Source organism: Halorubrum sp. CBA1125 (genome assembly GCF_009742825.1).
In the GTDB taxonomy this organism is placed as follows: Archaea; Halobacteriota; Halobacteria; order Halobacteriales; family Haloferacaceae; genus Halorubrum.
Genome location: NZ_WPCE01000001.1, coordinates 87,368 through 102,777, shown reverse-complemented (window position 1 = coordinate 102,777; position 15,410 = coordinate 87,368). Strand labels below are relative to the sequence as shown.

Sequence of the window (15,410 nt, the reverse complement as noted above, 5' to 3'; positions counted from 1 at the left end):
CGACGTCGCGACCGCCGCCGAGGTCAACGCGGAAGACCTCGCGCCCGGCGCGCACCCGGGCCGACTCACGCTGTGGACCGAAAGCGCCGTCGCGGAGGTGGCCGACCGATGAACTCGATCATCGAGCACCCGCTCGTCACCGAGCAGGCGATGAACGAGATGGACTTCAAGAACAAGCTGCTGTTCGTCGTCGACGTCGACGCCACCAAGCCGGAGATCCGCGACGAGGTCTCCGAGCGGTACGACGTGCGCGTCGTCGACGTGAACACGCAGGTGACCTCGAAGGGGACAAAGAAGGCGACGGTCACGCTCTCCGAGGACGACGACGCGACCGACGTCGCCTCGCGTATCGGGGTGTTCTAAGATGGGACGACGAATTCAGGGACAGCGGCGTGGACGCGGCGGCCCGACGTTCCGGGCCCCCTCCCACCGCTACAAGGCGGAACTGTCGCACAAGACGCTCGAAGACGCGGACACGGTCACCGGCGAGATCGTCGGGATCGAACACGACCCGGCGCGCTCGGCGCCGCTCGCGGAGGTCGCGTTCGAGGACGACGACCGGCGCCTCGTGCTCGCCCCCGAGGGCGTGCGCGTGGGCGAGACGATCCAGGTCGGCGTCTCGGCGGAGATCAAGCCCGGCAACACGCTCCCGCTGGCGGAGATCCCCGAGGGCGTGCCCGTGTGTAACGTCGAGAGCAACCGCGGCGACGGCGGGAAGTTCGCGCGCGCCTCCGGCGTGTCGGCGACGCTTCTCACCCACGACCGCGACGTCGCGGTCGTCCAGCTGCCGAGCGGCCAGGTCAAGCGGCTCGACCCGCAGTGCCGCGCCACGATCGGCGTGGTCGCCGGCGGCGGTCGGACGGAGAAGCCGTTCGTGAAGGCCGGCAACAAGCACCACAAGATGAAAGCGCGCGGGACCAAGTACCCGCGCGTGCGCGGCGTCGCGATGAACGCCGTCGACCACCCCTTCGGCGGGGGCGGTCGCCAACACCCCGGCCAGCCGAAGTCGGTCTCGCGGGACGCCCCGCCGGGACGGAAGGTCGGTGACATCGCATCCAAGCGCACCGGACGAGGTGGCGACAAATGAGTTCAGACTACCGCACCGGCCGCGAGGGCGAGGAGTTCGCCTACCGCGGTCACTCGCTCGACGAGCTGCAGGAGATGGACGTAGACGAAGTCGCGGAACTGCTCCCCGCACGCCAGCGGCGAACCATCGTTCGCGGACTGGGGACCGAACAGCAGAAGCTGCTGGAGACGGTCCGGAGCCGTGACCCGGAGACGACGGCCGACGACCCGATCCGGACGCACCTGCGTGACATGCCGATCCTGCCGGAGTTCGTCGGCGTCACGTTCGCCGTGTACAACGGACACAGCTTCGAACGCGTGCAGGTCGACCCCGAGATGATCGGACACTACCTCGGCGAGTTCCACCTCACCCGAAGCACCGTCGAACACGGTCAGGCCGGCATCGGCGCGACCCGGTCCTCGAAGTTCGTGCCCCTCAAGTAACCATGGGAATCAGCTACAGCGTCGAGGCCGACCCGGAGACCACCGCCAAGGGGATGCTCCGCGACCGGCCCATCAGCGTGAAGGACAGCAAGGAGATATCCCGAGAGATCAAAGGCGAGACGGTCGCCGACGCCGAGGAGTACCTCCAGGCGGTCATCGACGAGGAGACGTCGGTGCCGATGCGCCAGCACAGCGCCGGCGCGGGCCACCGCTCGGACATCGACGGCTGGGACGCCGGCCGCTACCCCGAGAAGGCCGCGAAGGACTTCCTCAAGCTCTTGGAGAACGTGAAGAACAACGCGGACGAACAGGGGTTCGACGGCGACGAGATGGTGATCAAACACGTCGCCCCCCACAAGGTCGGCGAACGCCCCGGGCGGAACCCGCGGGCCGCGGGGGCGACCCAGTGGAACACCACGCTCGCGGACGTCGAACTCATCATCGAGGAGCCGGAGGCTGAAAACTAATGGCAGACGAACACCAATTCATCGAAGACGGCCTTCGTCGGTCGCAGATCGACGAGTTCTTCGCGGACGAGCTCGGCCGTGCCGGCTACGGCGGCATGGACGTCGCCCAGACGCCGATGGGCACGCAGATCGTCTTGAAGGCCGAAAAGCCCGGCATGGTGATCGGGAAGGGCGGGAAGAACATCCGCAAGATCACCACCGAGCTCGAGGAACGGTTCGACATGGACGACCCGCAGATCGACGTACAGGAGGTCGACGAACCCGACCTGAACGCCCAGATCGTCGCGGACCGGCTCGCGAACGCCCTCGAACGGGGCTGGTACTTCCGGAAGGCGGGCCACACCACGATCGACCGGATCATGGACGCGGGCGCGCTCGGCGCCGAGATCGTCCTCTCCGGCAAGGTCACCGGCGCCCGCTCGCGCGTCGAGAAGTTCAACCGCGGCTACATCAAACACAACGGCGAGCCCGCCGAGGAGGTCGTCGACCACGGCCAGGGCGTCGCGGTCATGAAGCTCGGGACGATCGGCGTCAACGTGAAGATCATCCCGCCGGGCGCGACGCTCCCGGACGACTTCGACGTCCGCGAGGACGCCGAGGTCCCGGAGGTCGAGCAGGCGGCCGCCGCCGGCGACGACGAGGGCGTCGAGGCGCTCCTCGAAGAGGAGCCCGAGGAGGTGCCGGACGTCGGCGCGACGAGGACGTCGCGGTGCCCGACGAGGACCCCGCCGACGTCATCGACGAGGAGGTCGTCGAGGAGGTCGTCGAGGAGACGCAGGGCACGGCCACGGAGGCGACCGACGTCGCCGCCGAGGAGCCGGTCGGCGACGCGGACGCCGACGAGCTCGACGAGCTCGACGAGGAGATCGAGTCCGAGGCCGCCGACCTCGTCGCCGAGATGGAGGCGGCCGACGACGACGCCGAGGAGGACGAGTAACGATGGCGATACTCTACACCGACGAGATCCGCGACATGACCGCCGCCGAGCGGCAGGTCGAACTCGAGGAGCTCGAGACGGAACTGCTCAACTCGAAGGCGCAGCGGGCGGCCGGCGGCATGCCGGAGAGCCCGGGGCGCGTCAAGGAGCTGAAAAAGACGATCGCGCGGATCAAGACGATCCAGCAGGAAGAAGGCGACTTCGAGGACGAGTAACGATGATCTCCCCCGAGACGCTCGTCCGGCACGAACTCGTCGGCCTCCCGGTTCGGGTGGCCGACGCCGACAGCGACGCCCACGCCGGCGTCGCCGGTCGCGTGCTGTCCGAGACGTTCGGGACCCTCGTGGTCCGGACGGGGTCGGGGGACAAACGCGTGCCCAAGGCGGGCACGACGTTCGAGTTCGCGGTCGTCGATCGACCGACAGCCCGCACAGATGAAGCCGCCGACGACGGCCAGTCGTCGGGGTCTACGTCCCAACTCGGGTCGGATACTACGGGGGTCCGCCCCCGTCAGTCTGGCCCGTCCGAGTCCACGAGCGCCGTCGACGGTGACGGCGCGGGCTCGGCGAGCCGACGCGGCGAGTGCAAAGACGTGGTCTACGTAACGGTGGATGGCGATCGGCTGCGGCATCGACCCGCCGAACGCACCGAACGAGGTGTCACACAATGGCGATAGGAATCGACGTACCCACGCCTCCGGAGCCAGACAACCCGGAGGATTACGACTACGAGAAGTGCCCGTTCTACGGGCAGCTCTCCGTCCGCGGCCAGACCCGCGAGGGAACGGTCGTGTCGACGGATATGGAAAAGACCGTCATCGTCGAGCGGGAGTACGACGTGTTCGTACCGAAATACGACCGGTACATGAAGCGTCGCTCGCGCATCCCGGCACACGTGCCGGGCGTGCTCGAGCCGCTCGAAGTCGGTGACGAAGTGACGATCGCGGAGACGCGACCGCTCTCGAAGACGAAGTCCCACGTCGTCGTCGAGAACCGCTCGGGTGATCGGTGATGGAGGCCCTCAAGGCCGACGTCACCCAGGGCCTCTCGAAGGGCTCGCTCATCGCGTGCGCCGACAACACCGGCGCCCGTGAGCTGAAGGTGATCTCCGTGTCGGGCTACTCCGGCACGAAGAACCGCCACCCGAAGGCGGGTATCGGCGACAAGGTGACCGTCTCGGTCACCAAGGGGACCCCGGAGATGCGGCGGCAGGTGCTGGAGGCGGTCGTCGTCCGCCAGCGCAAGCCGATCCGCCGTCCGAGCGGAACCCGCGTGAAGTTCGAGGACAACGCGGCCGTCATCATCGACGACCTCGAGGAGCCGCGGGGCACGGAGATTAAAGGCCCCGTCGCCCGCGAGGTCGCCGAACGATTCGGGAGTATCGCCTCGACCGCGACGATGATCGTCTAACTATGACGAAACAGCCACGCAAACAACGAAAACGGTCGGAGACCGCGCCGCTGCACGAGCGGCAAAACCAGGTCCGGGCCACCCTCACGGCGGAGCTCCGCGAGGAGTACGGCCAGCGGAACGTCCGCGTCAACGCCGGCGACACCGTCGAGGTGCTTCGCGGCGACGCGGCCGGCACGGAGGCGGAGGTCGTCTCCGTCGACCTGTCCGCAGAGCGGATCGCCGTCGAGGACGTCACCGTCGAGAAGGCGGACGGGGAGGAGGTTCCTCGCCCGCTCCCGGCGAGCAACGTCCGGGTGACCGAACTGGACCTCGAAGACGACCGCCGTGAGGCGCGTCTCCGGGAGGACAACGAATGACGCGACACCAGAAGCGACTGTCAGTACCGAACTCCTGGCCGGTCGAGCGCAAGACCGACACGTTCACCGTCAAGGCGGGCGCGGGCCCCCACGGCGAGGCGGGCGTGCCGCTCGTCGTCCTGTTACGGGACGTGCTCGGCTACGTCGACTCGACGAAGGAGGCGCGCTACGCGCTGAACAACGACGCGGTCCTCGTCAACGGGGACGCGATCTCGGACGAGCAGCGTCCGATCGGGATGTTCGACATCCTGGCGTTCCCCGACCGCGACGAGTTCTTCCGCGTGTTCCCCGACGAGGGCGGTCGGCTCGCGCTGACCGCGATCGACGAGGCGGCCGCGGGGAGCCGGCTCGGGAAGATCACGAACAAGACCGTCGTCCCCGGCGGCGACGTCCAGTTGACGCTCCACGACGGGACGAACGTCCGCGTCGACGCGGACAGCGAGTACGACACGAAAGACTCGATCATCGTCGACAACGAGTCGAAGGAGATCGTCGCCCACTTCGAGTACGAGGAGGGCGCGCTCGTCACCGCCGTCGCCGGCCAGCACGCCGGCCAGATCGGCGAGGTCGACGTGATCGACGTGACGCTCGGCTCCGGCTCGAACACGGTCGCCGTCGACGACGGCGCCGACGGCTACGAGACGGTCGAGGAGTACGTCGTCGTGATCGACGAGAACTTCACCGACGACGGCGCCGACGCGGACGCGGCAGACGCCGACGAGGCGGGTGATTCTGATGAGTGAATCCACCGACTCCGACGCCGGCTTCCACGACATGCGCGAGCCGACCTTGGAGAAGGTCGTCGTCCACATGGGCGTCGGCCAGGGCGGTGAGCCGCTCGCCGACGCCGAGGCGATCATCGAGGCGATCACGGGCCAGCAGTCGGTCCGGACCACCGCGACGAGCACGATCGCCGAGTTCGGCATCCGCAAGGGCGACCCGATCGGCGTCAAGGTGACGCTGCGCGGGGAGGACGCTCACGCGTTCCTCGAGACCGCGCTGGACCTCGTCGACCTCTCGGCGAGCCAGTTCGACGACACGGGGAACCTGAGCTTCGGGATCGAAGACCACACCGACTTCCCGAGCCAGGAGTACGACCCGAACATCGGCATCTACGGGCTCGACGTGACGACGACGATCGTCCGGCCGGGCTACCGGGTCTCGAAACGCGACAAGGCGACGGCGTCGATCCCGTCCAGCCACCGGATGACCGCCGAGGACGCCGCCGCGTTCCTCGAGACGAACTTCGACGTCGAGGTAACCGAATGAGCGAAGCGAACAACGACACGGGCGAACACGCCACGAAGCGCACCGACTCCCGGCACACGTGCCGGCGGTGCGACCGCGAGCAGGGGCTCGTCGGCAAGTACGACATCAACCTCTGCCGGCAGTGCTTCCGCGAGGTCGCCCGAGACATGGGATTCGAGAAGTACAGCTAATCATGACAGGAAACGATCCATTCACCAACGCGCTCGCCGGCATGGACAACGCCGAGAGCGTTGGCCACCTGTCGTACACGGTTGAGCCCGCCTCCAACATCATCGGCTCCGTCCTCGAGGTCCTCTACGACCGCGGGTACGTCGACGGCTTCGAGTACGTCGACGACGGGAAAGCCGGGAAGTTCGAGGTCGAACTGAAAGGCGCGATCAACGAGTGTGGCGCCGTCAAGCCCCGCTACTCCGCGGGCGCAGACGAGTTCGAGAAGTGGGAGAAGCGGTACCTCCCCGCCCGCGACTACGGGACGCTCATCGTCACGACGAGCCACGGCGTCATGAGCCACTACGAGGCCCGCGAACAGGGCATCGGTGGCCAGGTGATCGCATACGTCTACTAACTATGAACAGAGTCGAAATCGAGATTCCGGACGACGTCGCCGCCGAGATCGACCACCTCGATCTCACCGTCGAGGGGCCCAACGGGAGCGTCACGCGACGCCTCTGGTACCCCGACGTGGAGGTCACGGTCGAGGACGGTGTCGTCGCTATCGTCGCCGAGAACGAGGACGCGAAGACCAACGCCACGGTCGGCACGTTCGAGAGCCACGTCGCCAACATGATCCACGGCGTCACCGACGGGTGGGAGTACACGATGGAAGTGTACTACGCCCACTTCCCGATGCAGGTGACCGTGGAGGGCGACGAGGTCGTCATCGAGAACTTCCTCGGCGAGCGGGCGGAGCGACGCACCCCCATCCGCGGGGACACGGACGTACAGGTCGACGGCGAGACGGTCACGCTCTCCGGCCCCGACAAGGAGGCCGTGGGGCAGACCGCCGCCGACATCGAACAGCTGACGAAGGTGACCGACAAGGACACGCGCGTCTTTCAGGACGGCGTGTACATCGTCGAGAAGCCCACCGGAGGTGCCTAACCGATGGCAGATGAACTCGAAGACATCAGCGGTGTCGGTCCCTCGAAGGCGGACGCGCTTCGCGAGGCCGGCTACGAGACGGTCGAGGACGTGAAGGCCGCCTCCCAGTCGGAGCTCGCCGAGGTCGACGGCGTCGGCAACGCGCTCGCCGCGCGTATCAAAGCCGACGTCGGCGGCCTGGAGGTCGACGAGGAGGCCGAAGCGGAGATCGAAGACGAGACGCCCGCGGAGTCGGAGGCGGCCGACGAAGCCGAGGACGTCGAGACGGAGCTTCGCCCCCGCGGCCACGCCGACAAGACGCCGGCACTGGACGCCGAGACCGCTCGCGCGCTCGCACAGAAGCACCGCGAGGGGAAACCCCAGTTCAACCGGCAGGACTACCACAAGAAAAAGCGGATCCCGACGTCGTGGCGCAAGCCGCGCGGCGGGCTCTCCAAGCAGCGCCGCCGCATGAAAGCGAAGGGCCCCGTCGTCGAGGCGGGCTTCCGCTCGCCGGAGGCGGCCCGCGGCCTGCACCCGAGCGGCTTCGAGGAGGTCCGCGTGCACAACACGGACGACCTCGAGGGCGTCGACGGCGACACGCAGGCGGTGCGGATCGCCTCCAAGGTCGGCGCGCGCAAGCGCGAGCTGATCGAAGACGAGGCCGAAGAGCGCGGCATTCGCGTGCTGAACCCGACGTACGTCGAGGTGGAGGTGGACGATGAGTGACCTGAAGGCACAGAAGCGGCTCGCCGCGGACGAGCTGGACGTCGGCAAGGGCCGCGTCTGGCTCGATCCCGACGCCCAAGAGGAGATCGCCGACGCGATCACCCGCGAGGACATCCGCGAGCTGATCGACCAGGGCACGATCCGCGCGAAGGACGCGAAGACCAACTCCCGCGGTCGCGCCCGCGAGCGCGCCGAAAAGCGCTCGTACGGCCACCAGTCGGGCGCCGGCTCCCGCAAGGGGCAGTCGGGCGCGCGACAGAGCACGAAAGACGACTGGAAGGCGCGGATCCGCGCACAGCGGGCCCGCCTGAAGGAGCTTCGAGACGAGGAGGACGTCTTAGACGCCTCCGAGTACCGCACGCTGTACAACAAGGCGAGCGGTGGCGACTTCGAAGACGTCGCCCGGCTCGAGGCGTACATCGAGACGCAGTACGGTTACGAGGTGACGGACTAATGGCGACAGGACCACGATACAAGGTGCCGATGCGGCGCCGCCGCGAGGTCCGGACGGATTACCACCAGAGGTTGCGCCTGCTGAAATCGGGCAAGCCTCGCCTGGTCGCCCGGGTGAGCAACGCTCACGTCAGGGCGCAGCTGGTAACTCCCGGACCCGACGGCGACGAGACCCACGCGGCCGCCTCCAGCGAGGAACTCGCGGCGTACGGCTGGGACGCCCCCACGGGCAACCTCCCCAGCGCGTACCTCACCGGGTTCCTCGCGGGCGCCCGCGCCGTCGACGCCGGCCTCTCCGAGGCCGTCCTCGACATCGGGCTCAACACGGCGACGCCCGGCAACAAGACGTTCGCGGTACAGGAAGGAGCGATCGACGCCGGCCTCGAGATCCCCCACAACGACGACGTGCTGGCCGACTGGTCGCGCACGCGTGGCGAGCACATCGCCGCGTACGCCGAGCAGCTCGACGAGCCGCTGTACAGCGGGGAGTTCGACGCCGCCGACTTACCCGAGCACTTCGATTCCGTGCTCGCGACAATCCAGGAGGACCATGAGTAGACACGACGACGGCTGGGAACCGCGGACGCGGCTCGGCCGCAAGGTACAGGACGGCGACATCACGTCGATGGAACAGGCGCTCGACTCCGGGCTCCCGCTGAAGGAGGCGGAGATCGTCGACCAGCTCCTCCCGGGGCTCGAAGACGAGGTGCTGGACATCAACATGGTCCAGCGCATGACCGACTCCGGCCGCCGCGTGAAGTTTCGGTGTGTCGTGGCGGTGGGCAACCGCGACGGCTACCTGGGCTACGCGCAGGCCCGCGACGACCAGGTCGGCGGCGCGATCCAGAAGGCGATCGACGTCGCGAAGCTGAACGTGATCAAGGTCGACCGCGGCTCCGGGTCCTGGGAGGACCAGCCCGGCGGCACCAACTCCCTCACCCGCAAGGCGGAGGGGAAGGCCGGCTCGGTCACCGTCGAGATCAAGCCCGCCCCGCAGGGGCTCGGCTTGGCCGCGGCGGAGACGGTCCGGAACATCTTGGAGCTCGCCGGCGTCGAGGACGCCTGGACCAGCTCCGACGGCAACACGCGCACGACGGTGAACCTCGCGAAGGCGACGTTCAACGCCTTGGAGAACGCGGCGCAGTCCCGCACGCCCCAACACGCGCGTGAGGTCCACTACGACGAGGTGAGCGAGTGATGCAGGCGGTCGTGCAGATCCGCGGCGACGTCAACGTCGGGTCCGGCGTCGCGGACACGCTCGACATGCTGAACGTCGGGCGCGTCAACCACGCGACGTTCGTCCCCGATACGGACTCCTACCGCGGGATGATCACGAAGGTCAACGACGTCGTCGCCTTCGGCGAGCCGAGCGTCGACGCCGTCGCGCGGACGATCGCGCGACGCGGCGAGCCCCTGGAGGGCTCGGCCGACCTCGACGACGCGTGGATCGACGAACACACCGATTACGCCGACCTCGAGGCGCTGGCCGAGGCGCTCGTCGCCGAGGAGACGACGCTGCGCGAGCAGGGCGTCTCCCCGACGCTGCGGCTCCACGCGCCGCGCGGCGGCCACGACGGCATCAAACACCCCGTGACCGAGGGGGGCGAGCTCGGTCGACACACCACGGAGGAGATCGACCGCCTCCTGGAGGCCATGCGATGACCGACAAGAAACGCAGACAGCGCGGGTCACGGACCCACGGCGGCGGTACGCACAAGAACCGGCGCGGCGCCGGTCACCGCGGCGGCCGCGGCGCGGCCGGTCGCTCCAAACACGAGTACCACAACTACGGTCCGCTCGGGAAGCACGGCTTCAAGCGGCCCGAGGACTCCCAGACGGAGGTCCTCGAGGTGAAGGTCCAGAAGCTCGACGAGGACGCGGCGCTGTACGCCGCCGAGGACGTCGCGGCGGCGGACGGCGACGCGTACGTGATCGACGCGCGCGACGTCGTCGACGACGGCTACGACGCCGACGTCGTGAAGGTGCTCGGCGGCGGCCAGGTCCGTAACGAGCTGCGCGTCACCGCCGACGCCTTCACCGCCGGCGCGGTCGAACTCATCGAGGAGGCCGGCGGCGAGGCGACGCTCTCCGAGCGCGCCGAGACCGCTGCCGAATCAGAAGACACTTCCGACGACGAGGCCGACGAGGCGTAATTATGAGCTGGAAGGAGGTCGCCGAACCGGTGCTCTCGCGGATGCCCGTCGTCGAGCGGCCCGCGGGTCACGTCCCGTTCAAGCGGAAGCTCACGTGGACCGCCGGTATCCTGATCGTCTACTTCTTCCTGACGAACATCAACCCGTTCGGGTTGGCCATCGGTCAGGGATCCGACTTCTTCGGGCAGTTCCGGTCGGTACTCGCCGGCTCGTCCGGCTCGCTGCTACAGGTCGGTATCGGACCGATCGTCACGGCGTCCATCGTCCTCCAGCTGTTGGGCGGTGCGAACCTCCTCGGGCTCGACACGGACGACCCCCGCGATCAGATCCTGTACCAGGGTCTCCAGAAGCTGCTGGTGATCATCGTCACCGCGATCACGGCCGCGCCGATGGTGTTCACCGGGTCGTTCCTGCCGGCCGACGCGGCGGTCGGTCAGGCGCTCGGGATCGGCACGTTCGGCGTGCAGATGCTGATATTCGTGCAGATCTTCATCGGCGGTATCCTCATTCTGTTCATGGACGAGATCGTGAGCAAGTGGGGGGTCGGCTCCGGGGTCGGACTGTTCATCATCGCGTCGGTGAGCCAGCAGATCGTCGGCGGGTTCTTCAGCTTCTCGGCGCTCGGCGCGTCCGGCTTCTTTGCGAGCTGGTACGGGCTGATTGTCGGCGACATCCCCGTCACGCTCTCGCCGTTCACGTCCGAGGGGCTCCAGAACCTGCTCTTCGACCCGGGGAACATCCTCGCGCTGTTCACCACGCTCTTCATCTTCGGGATCGTCGTGTACGCGGAGTCGGTCCGCGTCGAGATCCCGCTGTCACACGCGCGCGTGAAGGGCGCTCGGGGTCGCTTCCCGGTGAAGCTCATCTACGCGTCCGTCCTGCCGATGATCCTCGTCCGCGCGCTGCAGGCGAACATCCAGTTCTTCGGACAGATCCTCTCCTCGCAGTGGGCGGGGATGCCGGCGTGGCTCGGGACGTACAGCGAGCAGGGACAGCCCATCTCCGGGCTGTTTTACTACCTGAACCCCATCCAGGCGCGCACGGAGTGGATGTGGTTCCTCGGCGAGATCCCGGCGTCCATCGAACCCTGGATGATCGCCGTCCGGCTCACCGTCGACCTGACGTTCATGATCGTCGGCGGCGCGATCTTCGCGATCTTCTGGGTCGAGACGACCGGGATGGGACCGGAGGCGACGGCCGAACAGATCCAGAACTCCGGGATGCAGATCCCCGGGTTCCGGCGGAACCCGCAGGTCGTCGAGAAGGTCATGGAGCGGTACATCCCGCAGGTGACCGTCATCGGCGGCGCCCTCGTCGGGCTGCTCGCCGTGATGGCGAACCTCCTCGGTACCATCGGTCAGGTCTCCGGCACCGGGCTGCTGCTCGCGGTCTCTATCACGTACAAGCTGTACGAGGAGATCGCCGAAGAGCAGCTCATGGAGATGCACCCGATGATGCGCCAGATGTTTGGCGATTAGGGGACACGCTGTGTCCCCAGTGTTTATTTTTTAGTTCTGCGTAGCCGTCGGTATGGCCGACGGTAATCACAGTAAAGTCAAGCTCAACGTCAGAGTCCCTCCACAAAAGAAGGAGGAGTGGCGGGACGCACTTGATGACGGAGAGAGCCTCACTTCTCTAGTACGACGTGCTGTCGATAGGGAAATTAGAGACGAATACATTCACCGGGACAGTATTGAGGAGCTCAACAGGGACGTTACCGCAGACATCGACCTCGGTGAAATCACAACCCAGCTCGACACCTTACAGGATGCTGTTAGTGCTATCCATGAAAGACTCGACGATGACGAGGCCCCTGGGACATTCGATGAGGGCGAGGTGAGCAGGGTAGCAATGAACTCGGTTGAACACATTCCAACACTACCTATTCCTGAACGGATGCAGGAGGAGTATGGTGGGAATCCTAGCATCAGCGAGAAATTGGAGTTAGCACGTCGCCGCGCGGCAATGGGTGAGATTGATGGACGCGCTGAGACTATCGCCGACAAACTTGATGAGCCCCCCGCCTTGACCAGGCAGGCGCTCATCTATGTAGAGACGAACACTACCGAGCCCGTCCATAGCGTAGTTGAGGACGGAGATAGGCACTGGGTCCGACTATGAGGGACGAAGACGGGAAATACACCAGTCCCGAGGACAAGCAAATCGGGAGTGAAATGGAAGAACTACTCGGTCTCTATCTACATTCATTGAGAGAACAGAAGTCAGGAACGTCAGATTCGACCATCGATACGCGGCAGCGAGAAGTCCGGTATTGGCTATCGTTCTGTGAAGCAAACAGCATCGATCCATTAGCCGCTGAAACTCCAGATGTACGAGGATATCTACAGTCCATCACTGATCTAGCTGATACGACTATTGACAGCTACTACCGATCCGTCCAGTCCTTTTACTCGATTGTCCGCAACGACCAAGCTAGTGACCGACTTGAGTTGGCCAATGGCCATCCGTGTGATGGTGACAGCGGTATTAATCTGAAAGACGACTACGGTGTCCACGCGAACACTTCAGAGTATCAGCGGCAGCATAGCCTTTCTCCGAGCGAAATTGACGGTGTGCGAGAACGGTCCGATAAGGTTCTTGCACTAAAGCCTGAAAAGGTTCAAGAGCTGTTTAATCACATTCCGGGAAAAGAAGAGGAAACGAGACTCCGAAATGAAATAGCGGTTAGACTGAATTGGTACACCGGATGCAGAAGTATCGAGATTGAGCGGATGGAGATCGAGAACATCGACTGGGAACAGTGTCGAATCAACGTTCGGTCGGCGAAGCTTAAGCCGGAGGAACATCCCGATCTAATACGGAGAAACGTCCATTTCCCGGAACGGTTCAAGTTCCAACTCAGACGATGGTGCTTTCGGGTCAGACACTCGTTCTCCTCATCTGTAGAACCAGAAGAAGGGAAGATCCTCTGCACAACGCACAGTGATCAGATGGACAAGCAACGCATCAATGATATCGTAAAGGAGTCGGCCCGAAATGCCGGGATACAGCGACCCCTTCGACCGGTTGACCCTGGGCCTAATGAAACCGTGGACGAATGGTTCGTGACGACTCATCGAATCAGGCGGAGTGCCATTAGCCACTGGGTCAATGACTGCGAGGAAATTGACCTTCACCAAGCGAGGCGATTGGCAGGGCATGCGAAAATTCAACAGACGATGGAGTACGTCGAAGACGATGACGACCAGCTCGCAGAGGATTATCAACGGGCAATGGGCAATAAATAGCATTACTACTATTGCGACAACCCCCTATTTGCACAGCTTTGAGGGACCATTGGTCGTTTGAGCGAGGTCGAAATTTTTGGTTCGTTCCGGCAAGTGTCGGTAACAGTTCTAAAATCGGGGTATCTCAGCGGCGCTGGATAGAGATGCCTCTCATCAGGGACAATTCAGTGGAGCTGAACCACTGTAGGAGAATATCCACCCACCCCATCGCTCCGCCAAATTAGACGTTTTTCTCCATCCTTCCGACGGTGCCATTCCTTTATCGCCGTCCGGAGACCTGAGACGTGTCTGGCCCTCACACACCACTCCCGATCTTCGAGCAACTCTTCGGCTTCGTGTATCGGGATGAGTTCGCCTCCGCACTGCGATCTCCGATCCACAGCAGGTGGATCCAGTGGGTCAGCGTCGTTGGGCGTATCACCTTCAGTGCCAGAGTTAGATTGAGTCCTTTTGGTTGTGTTCGATAACGAACTGGGTGATTCTCCATCGTCAGGTGAACTATTAGAGGTACTGTCCGCTGGAGACATCGTTTCCGTCTGTGTTGACTCGGGAGTCGCAGATGATTCCTCCTCTGGTGAAGTCTCCGACTCGTTGTTTTTTACCTGCTGACTGTCGGTTTCCGATTGCTCAGAGTGGCAATCGTCTCCGTTGTGCCGTGTCGACACAGACTCAGAACTGTCTTCATCACACTCCTCACTACTCTTTGTTGAGGTTGAACGTTCGTCAGTGCTGCTTGGCACCTCAGCATCACAGGAGGCTTCGTTAAGATCAGCGAACTCTGTGCCGAGCAATTTGGGTGCTGCCTGGCAGAAGTAAGATGTACACTCAGCTTTGATCTCATCGGAGACGGACATATTATGTAATCCGCCTTTCATCCGGCTCGTAAGCTCAGCTCTGTCAGCGGACCATTCGTTGACTCCAGCGTGTGAGAATGCATAAGTAACCTGGTAAACGAGATCTTCCAGATCGAGTACCGAGATGTTGCTGTCGCCTTCTTTGGTGATCCGATGAAAGACCCAACCAGATTGATCTGCGACGGCTTCAGCGACTAAGTAATCAAACGACTTCCTCACAGCAGGGAAGAATAGGTGGAAATGAGGAGAGTACTTCAGATACTCCTCGGGATCGTCACTGGCGAGTACATCGGACCAAGTCATATCCCCCTCTCCTTCCTTACCGTCGTGTTCATACTGATCCTTCCTGTATTCTTTTTTGATTCGGAAGGGATGGTAGATCGCCGCAAAGCCGTCAATCTGCCAGTTCTCTTCAAGTAGAGTCTTCAGGACGAGGAGTGCACGATCAACGGAGTTTTTCGAATCAACTTGGAAGTCTGGTAGTGAGGCAACTACGTGCTGAAAATCGACGTCCCTCTTCCCATCGTACTGGGCGTAGATGTTACGCCTAAGGGAATCGAGTTTGCCGGCTAAGCGGATGCTTTTCCGCTTGACTGCTGCTGGCCAGTCTCTCTCGCAGGTCGGAGAACCACAGCATCGACCCAGATACTTCGGCTTCCCGCATTGACTACAGGCAAACACCGGGATTTCCTCACCACAATCATCCTCTTTGAGTCCCCGCTCACCTGGGAGTTCGAGTTCGGGAAGTCGTTCGGTTGGATTCGAGCGGGTAGAATCTCGTTCAATAACATCTCCTGGCGACGGCCCCGGTTTTCCATGTCCTGAACGGCAGAGTTCGCGGATTTCATCGCCGTCATCAAAGGCGTAGATAATTGACGGCTGGTCTGCGGTCCTGTCGCCATCGAAATTATCGACACTCACCGCTCTTCACCTCTCTGAACAC

General features: G+C 64.1%; 24 protein-coding genes and 2 pseudogenes. 25 read left to right on the top strand and 1 reads right to left on the bottom strand.

Annotated elements, in window-relative coordinates; genetic code table 11:
• From rpl4lp to GJ633_RS00380, 25 genes and pseudogenes are all read left to right on the top strand, one after another.
• Positions 1 to 112 (top strand): annotated as a pseudogene (gene rpl4lp / locus GJ633_RS00500) (50S ribosomal protein L4); the annotation flags it as partial.
• Positions 109 to 363 carry a 50S ribosomal protein L23 gene (locus GJ633_RS00495; protein WP_156586277.1) on the top strand — a complete coding sequence of 85 codons (255 nt, stop codon included), beginning with the start codon at positions 109 to 111 and terminating at the stop codon, positions 361 to 363. The pseudogene rpl4lp and the gene GJ633_RS00495, both read left to right, overlap by 4 nt.
• 1 nt (position 364) lies before the next feature.
• Entirely contained in the window at positions 365 to 1,087 is a 723-nt protein-coding gene (locus tag GJ633_RS00490) for a 50S ribosomal protein L2 (protein ID WP_156586275.1), read from the top strand.
• Positions 1,084 to 1,509, top strand: a complete 426-nt coding sequence (locus GJ633_RS00485; protein WP_156586273.1) for a 30S ribosomal protein S19 — start codon at positions 1,084 to 1,086, stop codon at positions 1,507 to 1,509. The genes GJ633_RS00490 and GJ633_RS00485 overlap by 4 nt, the downstream gene beginning before the upstream one ends.
• Before the next feature lie 2 nt (positions 1,510 to 1,511).
• Positions 1,512 to 1,976, top strand: a complete 465-nt coding sequence (locus GJ633_RS00480; RefSeq protein WP_156586271.1) for a 50S ribosomal protein L22 — start codon at positions 1,512 to 1,514, stop codon at positions 1,974 to 1,976.
• A pseudogene (locus tag GJ633_RS00475) lies at positions 1,976 to 2,913 on the top strand (30S ribosomal protein S3). The gene GJ633_RS00480 and the pseudogene GJ633_RS00475 overlap by 1 nt, the downstream one beginning before the upstream one ends.
• Before the next feature lie 2 nt (positions 2,914 to 2,915).
• Positions 2,916 to 3,128, top strand: coding sequence for a 50S ribosomal protein L29 (gene rpmC, locus GJ633_RS00470; protein ID WP_156586269.1), 213 nt, complete (start codon positions 2,916 to 2,918; stop codon positions 3,126 to 3,128).
• 2 nt (positions 3,129 to 3,130) lie between these two features.
• Entirely contained in the window at positions 3,131 to 3,589 is a 459-nt protein-coding gene (locus GJ633_RS00465) for a ribonuclease P protein component 1 (RefSeq protein WP_156586266.1), read from the top strand.
• A complete protein-coding gene (locus GJ633_RS00460) occupies positions 3,580 to 3,924 on the top strand; it encodes a 30S ribosomal protein S17 (RefSeq protein ID WP_156586264.1) in 345 nt (114 codons plus the stop codon). The genes GJ633_RS00465 and GJ633_RS00460 overlap by 10 nt, the downstream gene beginning before the upstream one ends.
• Complete coding sequence (locus GJ633_RS00455) at positions 3,924 to 4,322, top strand: 50S ribosomal protein L14 (protein WP_156586262.1); 399 nt, start codon at positions 3,924 to 3,926, stop codon at positions 4,320 to 4,322. The genes GJ633_RS00460 and GJ633_RS00455 overlap by 1 nt, the downstream gene beginning before the upstream one ends.
• 2 nt (positions 4,323 to 4,324) lie before the next feature.
• The gene (rplX, locus tag GJ633_RS00450) at positions 4,325 to 4,681 is read left to right on the top strand and encodes a 50S ribosomal protein L24 (RefSeq protein WP_156586260.1); all 357 of its coding nucleotides are present in this window, start codon (positions 4,325 to 4,327) and stop codon (positions 4,679 to 4,681) included.
• A complete protein-coding gene (locus tag GJ633_RS00445) occupies positions 4,678 to 5,424 on the top strand; it encodes a 30S ribosomal protein S4e (RefSeq protein ID WP_156586258.1) in 747 nt (248 codons plus the stop codon). The genes rplX and GJ633_RS00445 overlap by 4 nt, the downstream gene beginning before the upstream one ends.
• Entirely contained in the window at positions 5,417 to 5,950 is a 534-nt protein-coding gene (locus tag GJ633_RS00440) for a 50S ribosomal protein L5 (RefSeq protein ID WP_156586256.1), read from the top strand. Before GJ633_RS00445 ends, GJ633_RS00440 begins: the two co-directional genes overlap by 8 nt.
• The gene (locus tag GJ633_RS00435) at positions 5,947 to 6,120 is read left to right on the top strand and encodes a 30S ribosomal protein S14 (protein WP_156586255.1); all 174 of its coding nucleotides are present in this window, start codon (positions 5,947 to 5,949) and stop codon (positions 6,118 to 6,120) included. The genes GJ633_RS00440 and GJ633_RS00435 overlap by 4 nt, the downstream gene beginning before the upstream one ends.
• Positions 6,121 to 6,122: 2 nt before the next feature.
• Entirely contained in the window at positions 6,123 to 6,515 is a 393-nt protein-coding gene (locus GJ633_RS00430) for a 30S ribosomal protein S8 (protein WP_128903879.1), read from the top strand.
• Positions 6,516 to 6,517: 2 nt separating this feature from the next.
• Positions 6,518 to 7,051 (top strand): 50S ribosomal protein L6, encoded by a 534-nt coding sequence (locus tag GJ633_RS00425; protein WP_156586253.1) that lies wholly within the window; start codon positions 6,518 to 6,520, stop codon positions 7,049 to 7,051.
• Between the two features lie 3 nt (positions 7,052 to 7,054).
• Positions 7,055 to 7,759: a 50S ribosomal protein L32e gene (locus GJ633_RS00420; protein WP_156586251.1), complete on the top strand. Its 705-nt coding sequence runs from the start codon at positions 7,055 to 7,057 to the stop codon at positions 7,757 to 7,759.
• Positions 7,752 to 8,213: a 50S ribosomal protein L19e gene (locus tag GJ633_RS00415; RefSeq protein WP_156586249.1), complete on the top strand. Its 462-nt coding sequence runs from the start codon at positions 7,752 to 7,754 to the stop codon at positions 8,211 to 8,213. The genes GJ633_RS00420 and GJ633_RS00415 overlap by 8 nt, the downstream gene beginning before the upstream one ends.
• Complete coding sequence (locus tag GJ633_RS00410; RefSeq protein WP_156586247.1) at positions 8,213 to 8,770, top strand: 50S ribosomal protein L18; 558 nt, start codon at positions 8,213 to 8,215, stop codon at positions 8,768 to 8,770. Before GJ633_RS00415 ends, GJ633_RS00410 begins: the two co-directional genes overlap by 1 nt.
• The gene (locus GJ633_RS00405) at positions 8,763 to 9,410 is read left to right on the top strand and encodes a 30S ribosomal protein S5 (protein WP_156586245.1); all 648 of its coding nucleotides are present in this window, start codon (positions 8,763 to 8,765) and stop codon (positions 9,408 to 9,410) included. Before GJ633_RS00410 ends, GJ633_RS00405 begins: the two co-directional genes overlap by 8 nt.
• Positions 9,410 to 9,874 (top strand): 50S ribosomal protein L30, encoded by a 465-nt coding sequence (locus GJ633_RS00400; RefSeq protein ID WP_156586243.1) that lies wholly within the window; start codon positions 9,410 to 9,412, stop codon positions 9,872 to 9,874. Before GJ633_RS00405 ends, GJ633_RS00400 begins: the two co-directional genes overlap by 1 nt.
• Positions 9,871 to 10,365 carry an uL15m family ribosomal protein gene (locus tag GJ633_RS00395; protein WP_156586241.1) on the top strand — a complete coding sequence of 165 codons (495 nt, stop codon included), beginning with the start codon at positions 9,871 to 9,873 and terminating at the stop codon, positions 10,363 to 10,365. The genes GJ633_RS00400 and GJ633_RS00395 overlap by 4 nt, the downstream gene beginning before the upstream one ends.
• Before the next feature lie 2 nt (positions 10,366 to 10,367).
• Positions 10,368 to 11,843, top strand: coding sequence for a preprotein translocase subunit SecY (gene secY, locus GJ633_RS00390; protein ID WP_156586239.1), 1,476 nt, complete (start codon positions 10,368 to 10,370; stop codon positions 11,841 to 11,843).
• Positions 11,844 to 11,895: 52 nt separating this feature from the next.
• Positions 11,896 to 12,486 carry a hypothetical protein gene (locus GJ633_RS00385; RefSeq protein WP_156586238.1) on the top strand — a complete coding sequence of 197 codons (591 nt, stop codon included), beginning with the start codon at positions 11,896 to 11,898 and terminating at the stop codon, positions 12,484 to 12,486.
• A complete protein-coding gene (locus GJ633_RS00380) occupies positions 12,483 to 13,613 on the top strand; it encodes a site-specific integrase (protein ID WP_156586237.1) in 1,131 nt (376 codons plus the stop codon). The genes GJ633_RS00385 and GJ633_RS00380 overlap by 4 nt, the downstream gene beginning before the upstream one ends.
• A gap of 164 nt (positions 13,614 to 13,777) precedes the next feature.
• Here GJ633_RS00380 and GJ633_RS00375 read toward each other — a convergent pair whose 3' ends face one another.
• Positions 13,778 to 15,388 (bottom strand): hypothetical protein, encoded by a 1,611-nt coding sequence (locus GJ633_RS00375; protein WP_156586235.1) that lies wholly within the window; start codon positions 15,386 to 15,388, stop codon positions 13,778 to 13,780.
• Between the last annotated feature and the right edge of the window lie 22 nt (positions 15,389 to 15,410).

What these genes read in the sequence shown, in the direction of transcription:
- GJ633_RS00495 (WP_156586277.1), top strand. Translation starts at nt 109, where the DNA reads ATGAACTCGATCATCGAGCACCCGCTCGTCACCGAGCAGGCGATGAAC.
- GJ633_RS00490 (WP_156586275.1), top strand. Translation starts at nt 365, where the DNA reads ATGGGACGACGAATTCAGGGACAGCGGCGTGGACGCGGCGGCCCGACG.
- GJ633_RS00485 (WP_156586273.1), top strand. Translation starts at nt 1,084, where the DNA reads ATGAGTTCAGACTACCGCACCGGCCGCGAGGGCGAGGAGTTCGCCTAC.
- GJ633_RS00480 (WP_156586271.1), top strand. Translation starts at nt 1,512, where the DNA reads ATGGGAATCAGCTACAGCGTCGAGGCCGACCCGGAGACCACCGCCAAG.
- rpmC (WP_156586269.1), top strand. Translation starts at nt 2,916, where the DNA reads ATGGCGATACTCTACACCGACGAGATCCGCGACATGACCGCCGCCGAG.
- GJ633_RS00465 (WP_156586266.1), top strand. Translation starts at nt 3,131, where the DNA reads ATGATCTCCCCCGAGACGCTCGTCCGGCACGAACTCGTCGGCCTCCCG.
- GJ633_RS00460 (WP_156586264.1), top strand. Translation starts at nt 3,580, where the DNA reads ATGGCGATAGGAATCGACGTACCCACGCCTCCGGAGCCAGACAACCCG.
- GJ633_RS00455 (WP_156586262.1), top strand. Translation starts at nt 3,924, where the DNA reads ATGGAGGCCCTCAAGGCCGACGTCACCCAGGGCCTCTCGAAGGGCTCG.
- rplX (WP_156586260.1), top strand. Translation starts at nt 4,325, where the DNA reads ATGACGAAACAGCCACGCAAACAACGAAAACGGTCGGAGACCGCGCCG.
- GJ633_RS00445 (WP_156586258.1), top strand. Translation starts at nt 4,678, where the DNA reads ATGACGCGACACCAGAAGCGACTGTCAGTACCGAACTCCTGGCCGGTC.
- GJ633_RS00440 (WP_156586256.1), top strand. Translation starts at nt 5,417, where the DNA reads ATGAGTGAATCCACCGACTCCGACGCCGGCTTCCACGACATGCGCGAG.
- GJ633_RS00435 (WP_156586255.1), top strand. Translation starts at nt 5,947, where the DNA reads ATGAGCGAAGCGAACAACGACACGGGCGAACACGCCACGAAGCGCACC.
- GJ633_RS00430 (WP_128903879.1), top strand. Translation starts at nt 6,123, where the DNA reads ATGACAGGAAACGATCCATTCACCAACGCGCTCGCCGGCATGGACAAC.
- GJ633_RS00425 (WP_156586253.1), top strand. Translation starts at nt 6,518, where the DNA reads ATGAACAGAGTCGAAATCGAGATTCCGGACGACGTCGCCGCCGAGATC.
- GJ633_RS00420 (WP_156586251.1), top strand. Translation starts at nt 7,055, where the DNA reads ATGGCAGATGAACTCGAAGACATCAGCGGTGTCGGTCCCTCGAAGGCG.
- GJ633_RS00415 (WP_156586249.1), top strand. Translation starts at nt 7,752, where the DNA reads ATGAGTGACCTGAAGGCACAGAAGCGGCTCGCCGCGGACGAGCTGGAC.
- GJ633_RS00410 (WP_156586247.1), top strand. Translation starts at nt 8,213, where the DNA reads ATGGCGACAGGACCACGATACAAGGTGCCGATGCGGCGCCGCCGCGAG.
- GJ633_RS00405 (WP_156586245.1), top strand. Translation starts at nt 8,763, where the DNA reads ATGAGTAGACACGACGACGGCTGGGAACCGCGGACGCGGCTCGGCCGC.
- GJ633_RS00400 (WP_156586243.1), top strand. Translation starts at nt 9,410, where the DNA reads ATGCAGGCGGTCGTGCAGATCCGCGGCGACGTCAACGTCGGGTCCGGC.
- GJ633_RS00395 (WP_156586241.1), top strand. Translation starts at nt 9,871, where the DNA reads ATGACCGACAAGAAACGCAGACAGCGCGGGTCACGGACCCACGGCGGC.
- secY (WP_156586239.1), top strand. Translation starts at nt 10,368, where the DNA reads ATGAGCTGGAAGGAGGTCGCCGAACCGGTGCTCTCGCGGATGCCCGTC.
- GJ633_RS00385 (WP_156586238.1), top strand. Translation starts at nt 11,896, where the DNA reads ATGGCCGACGGTAATCACAGTAAAGTCAAGCTCAACGTCAGAGTCCCT.
- GJ633_RS00380 (WP_156586237.1), top strand. Translation starts at nt 12,483, where the DNA reads ATGAGGGACGAAGACGGGAAATACACCAGTCCCGAGGACAAGCAAATC.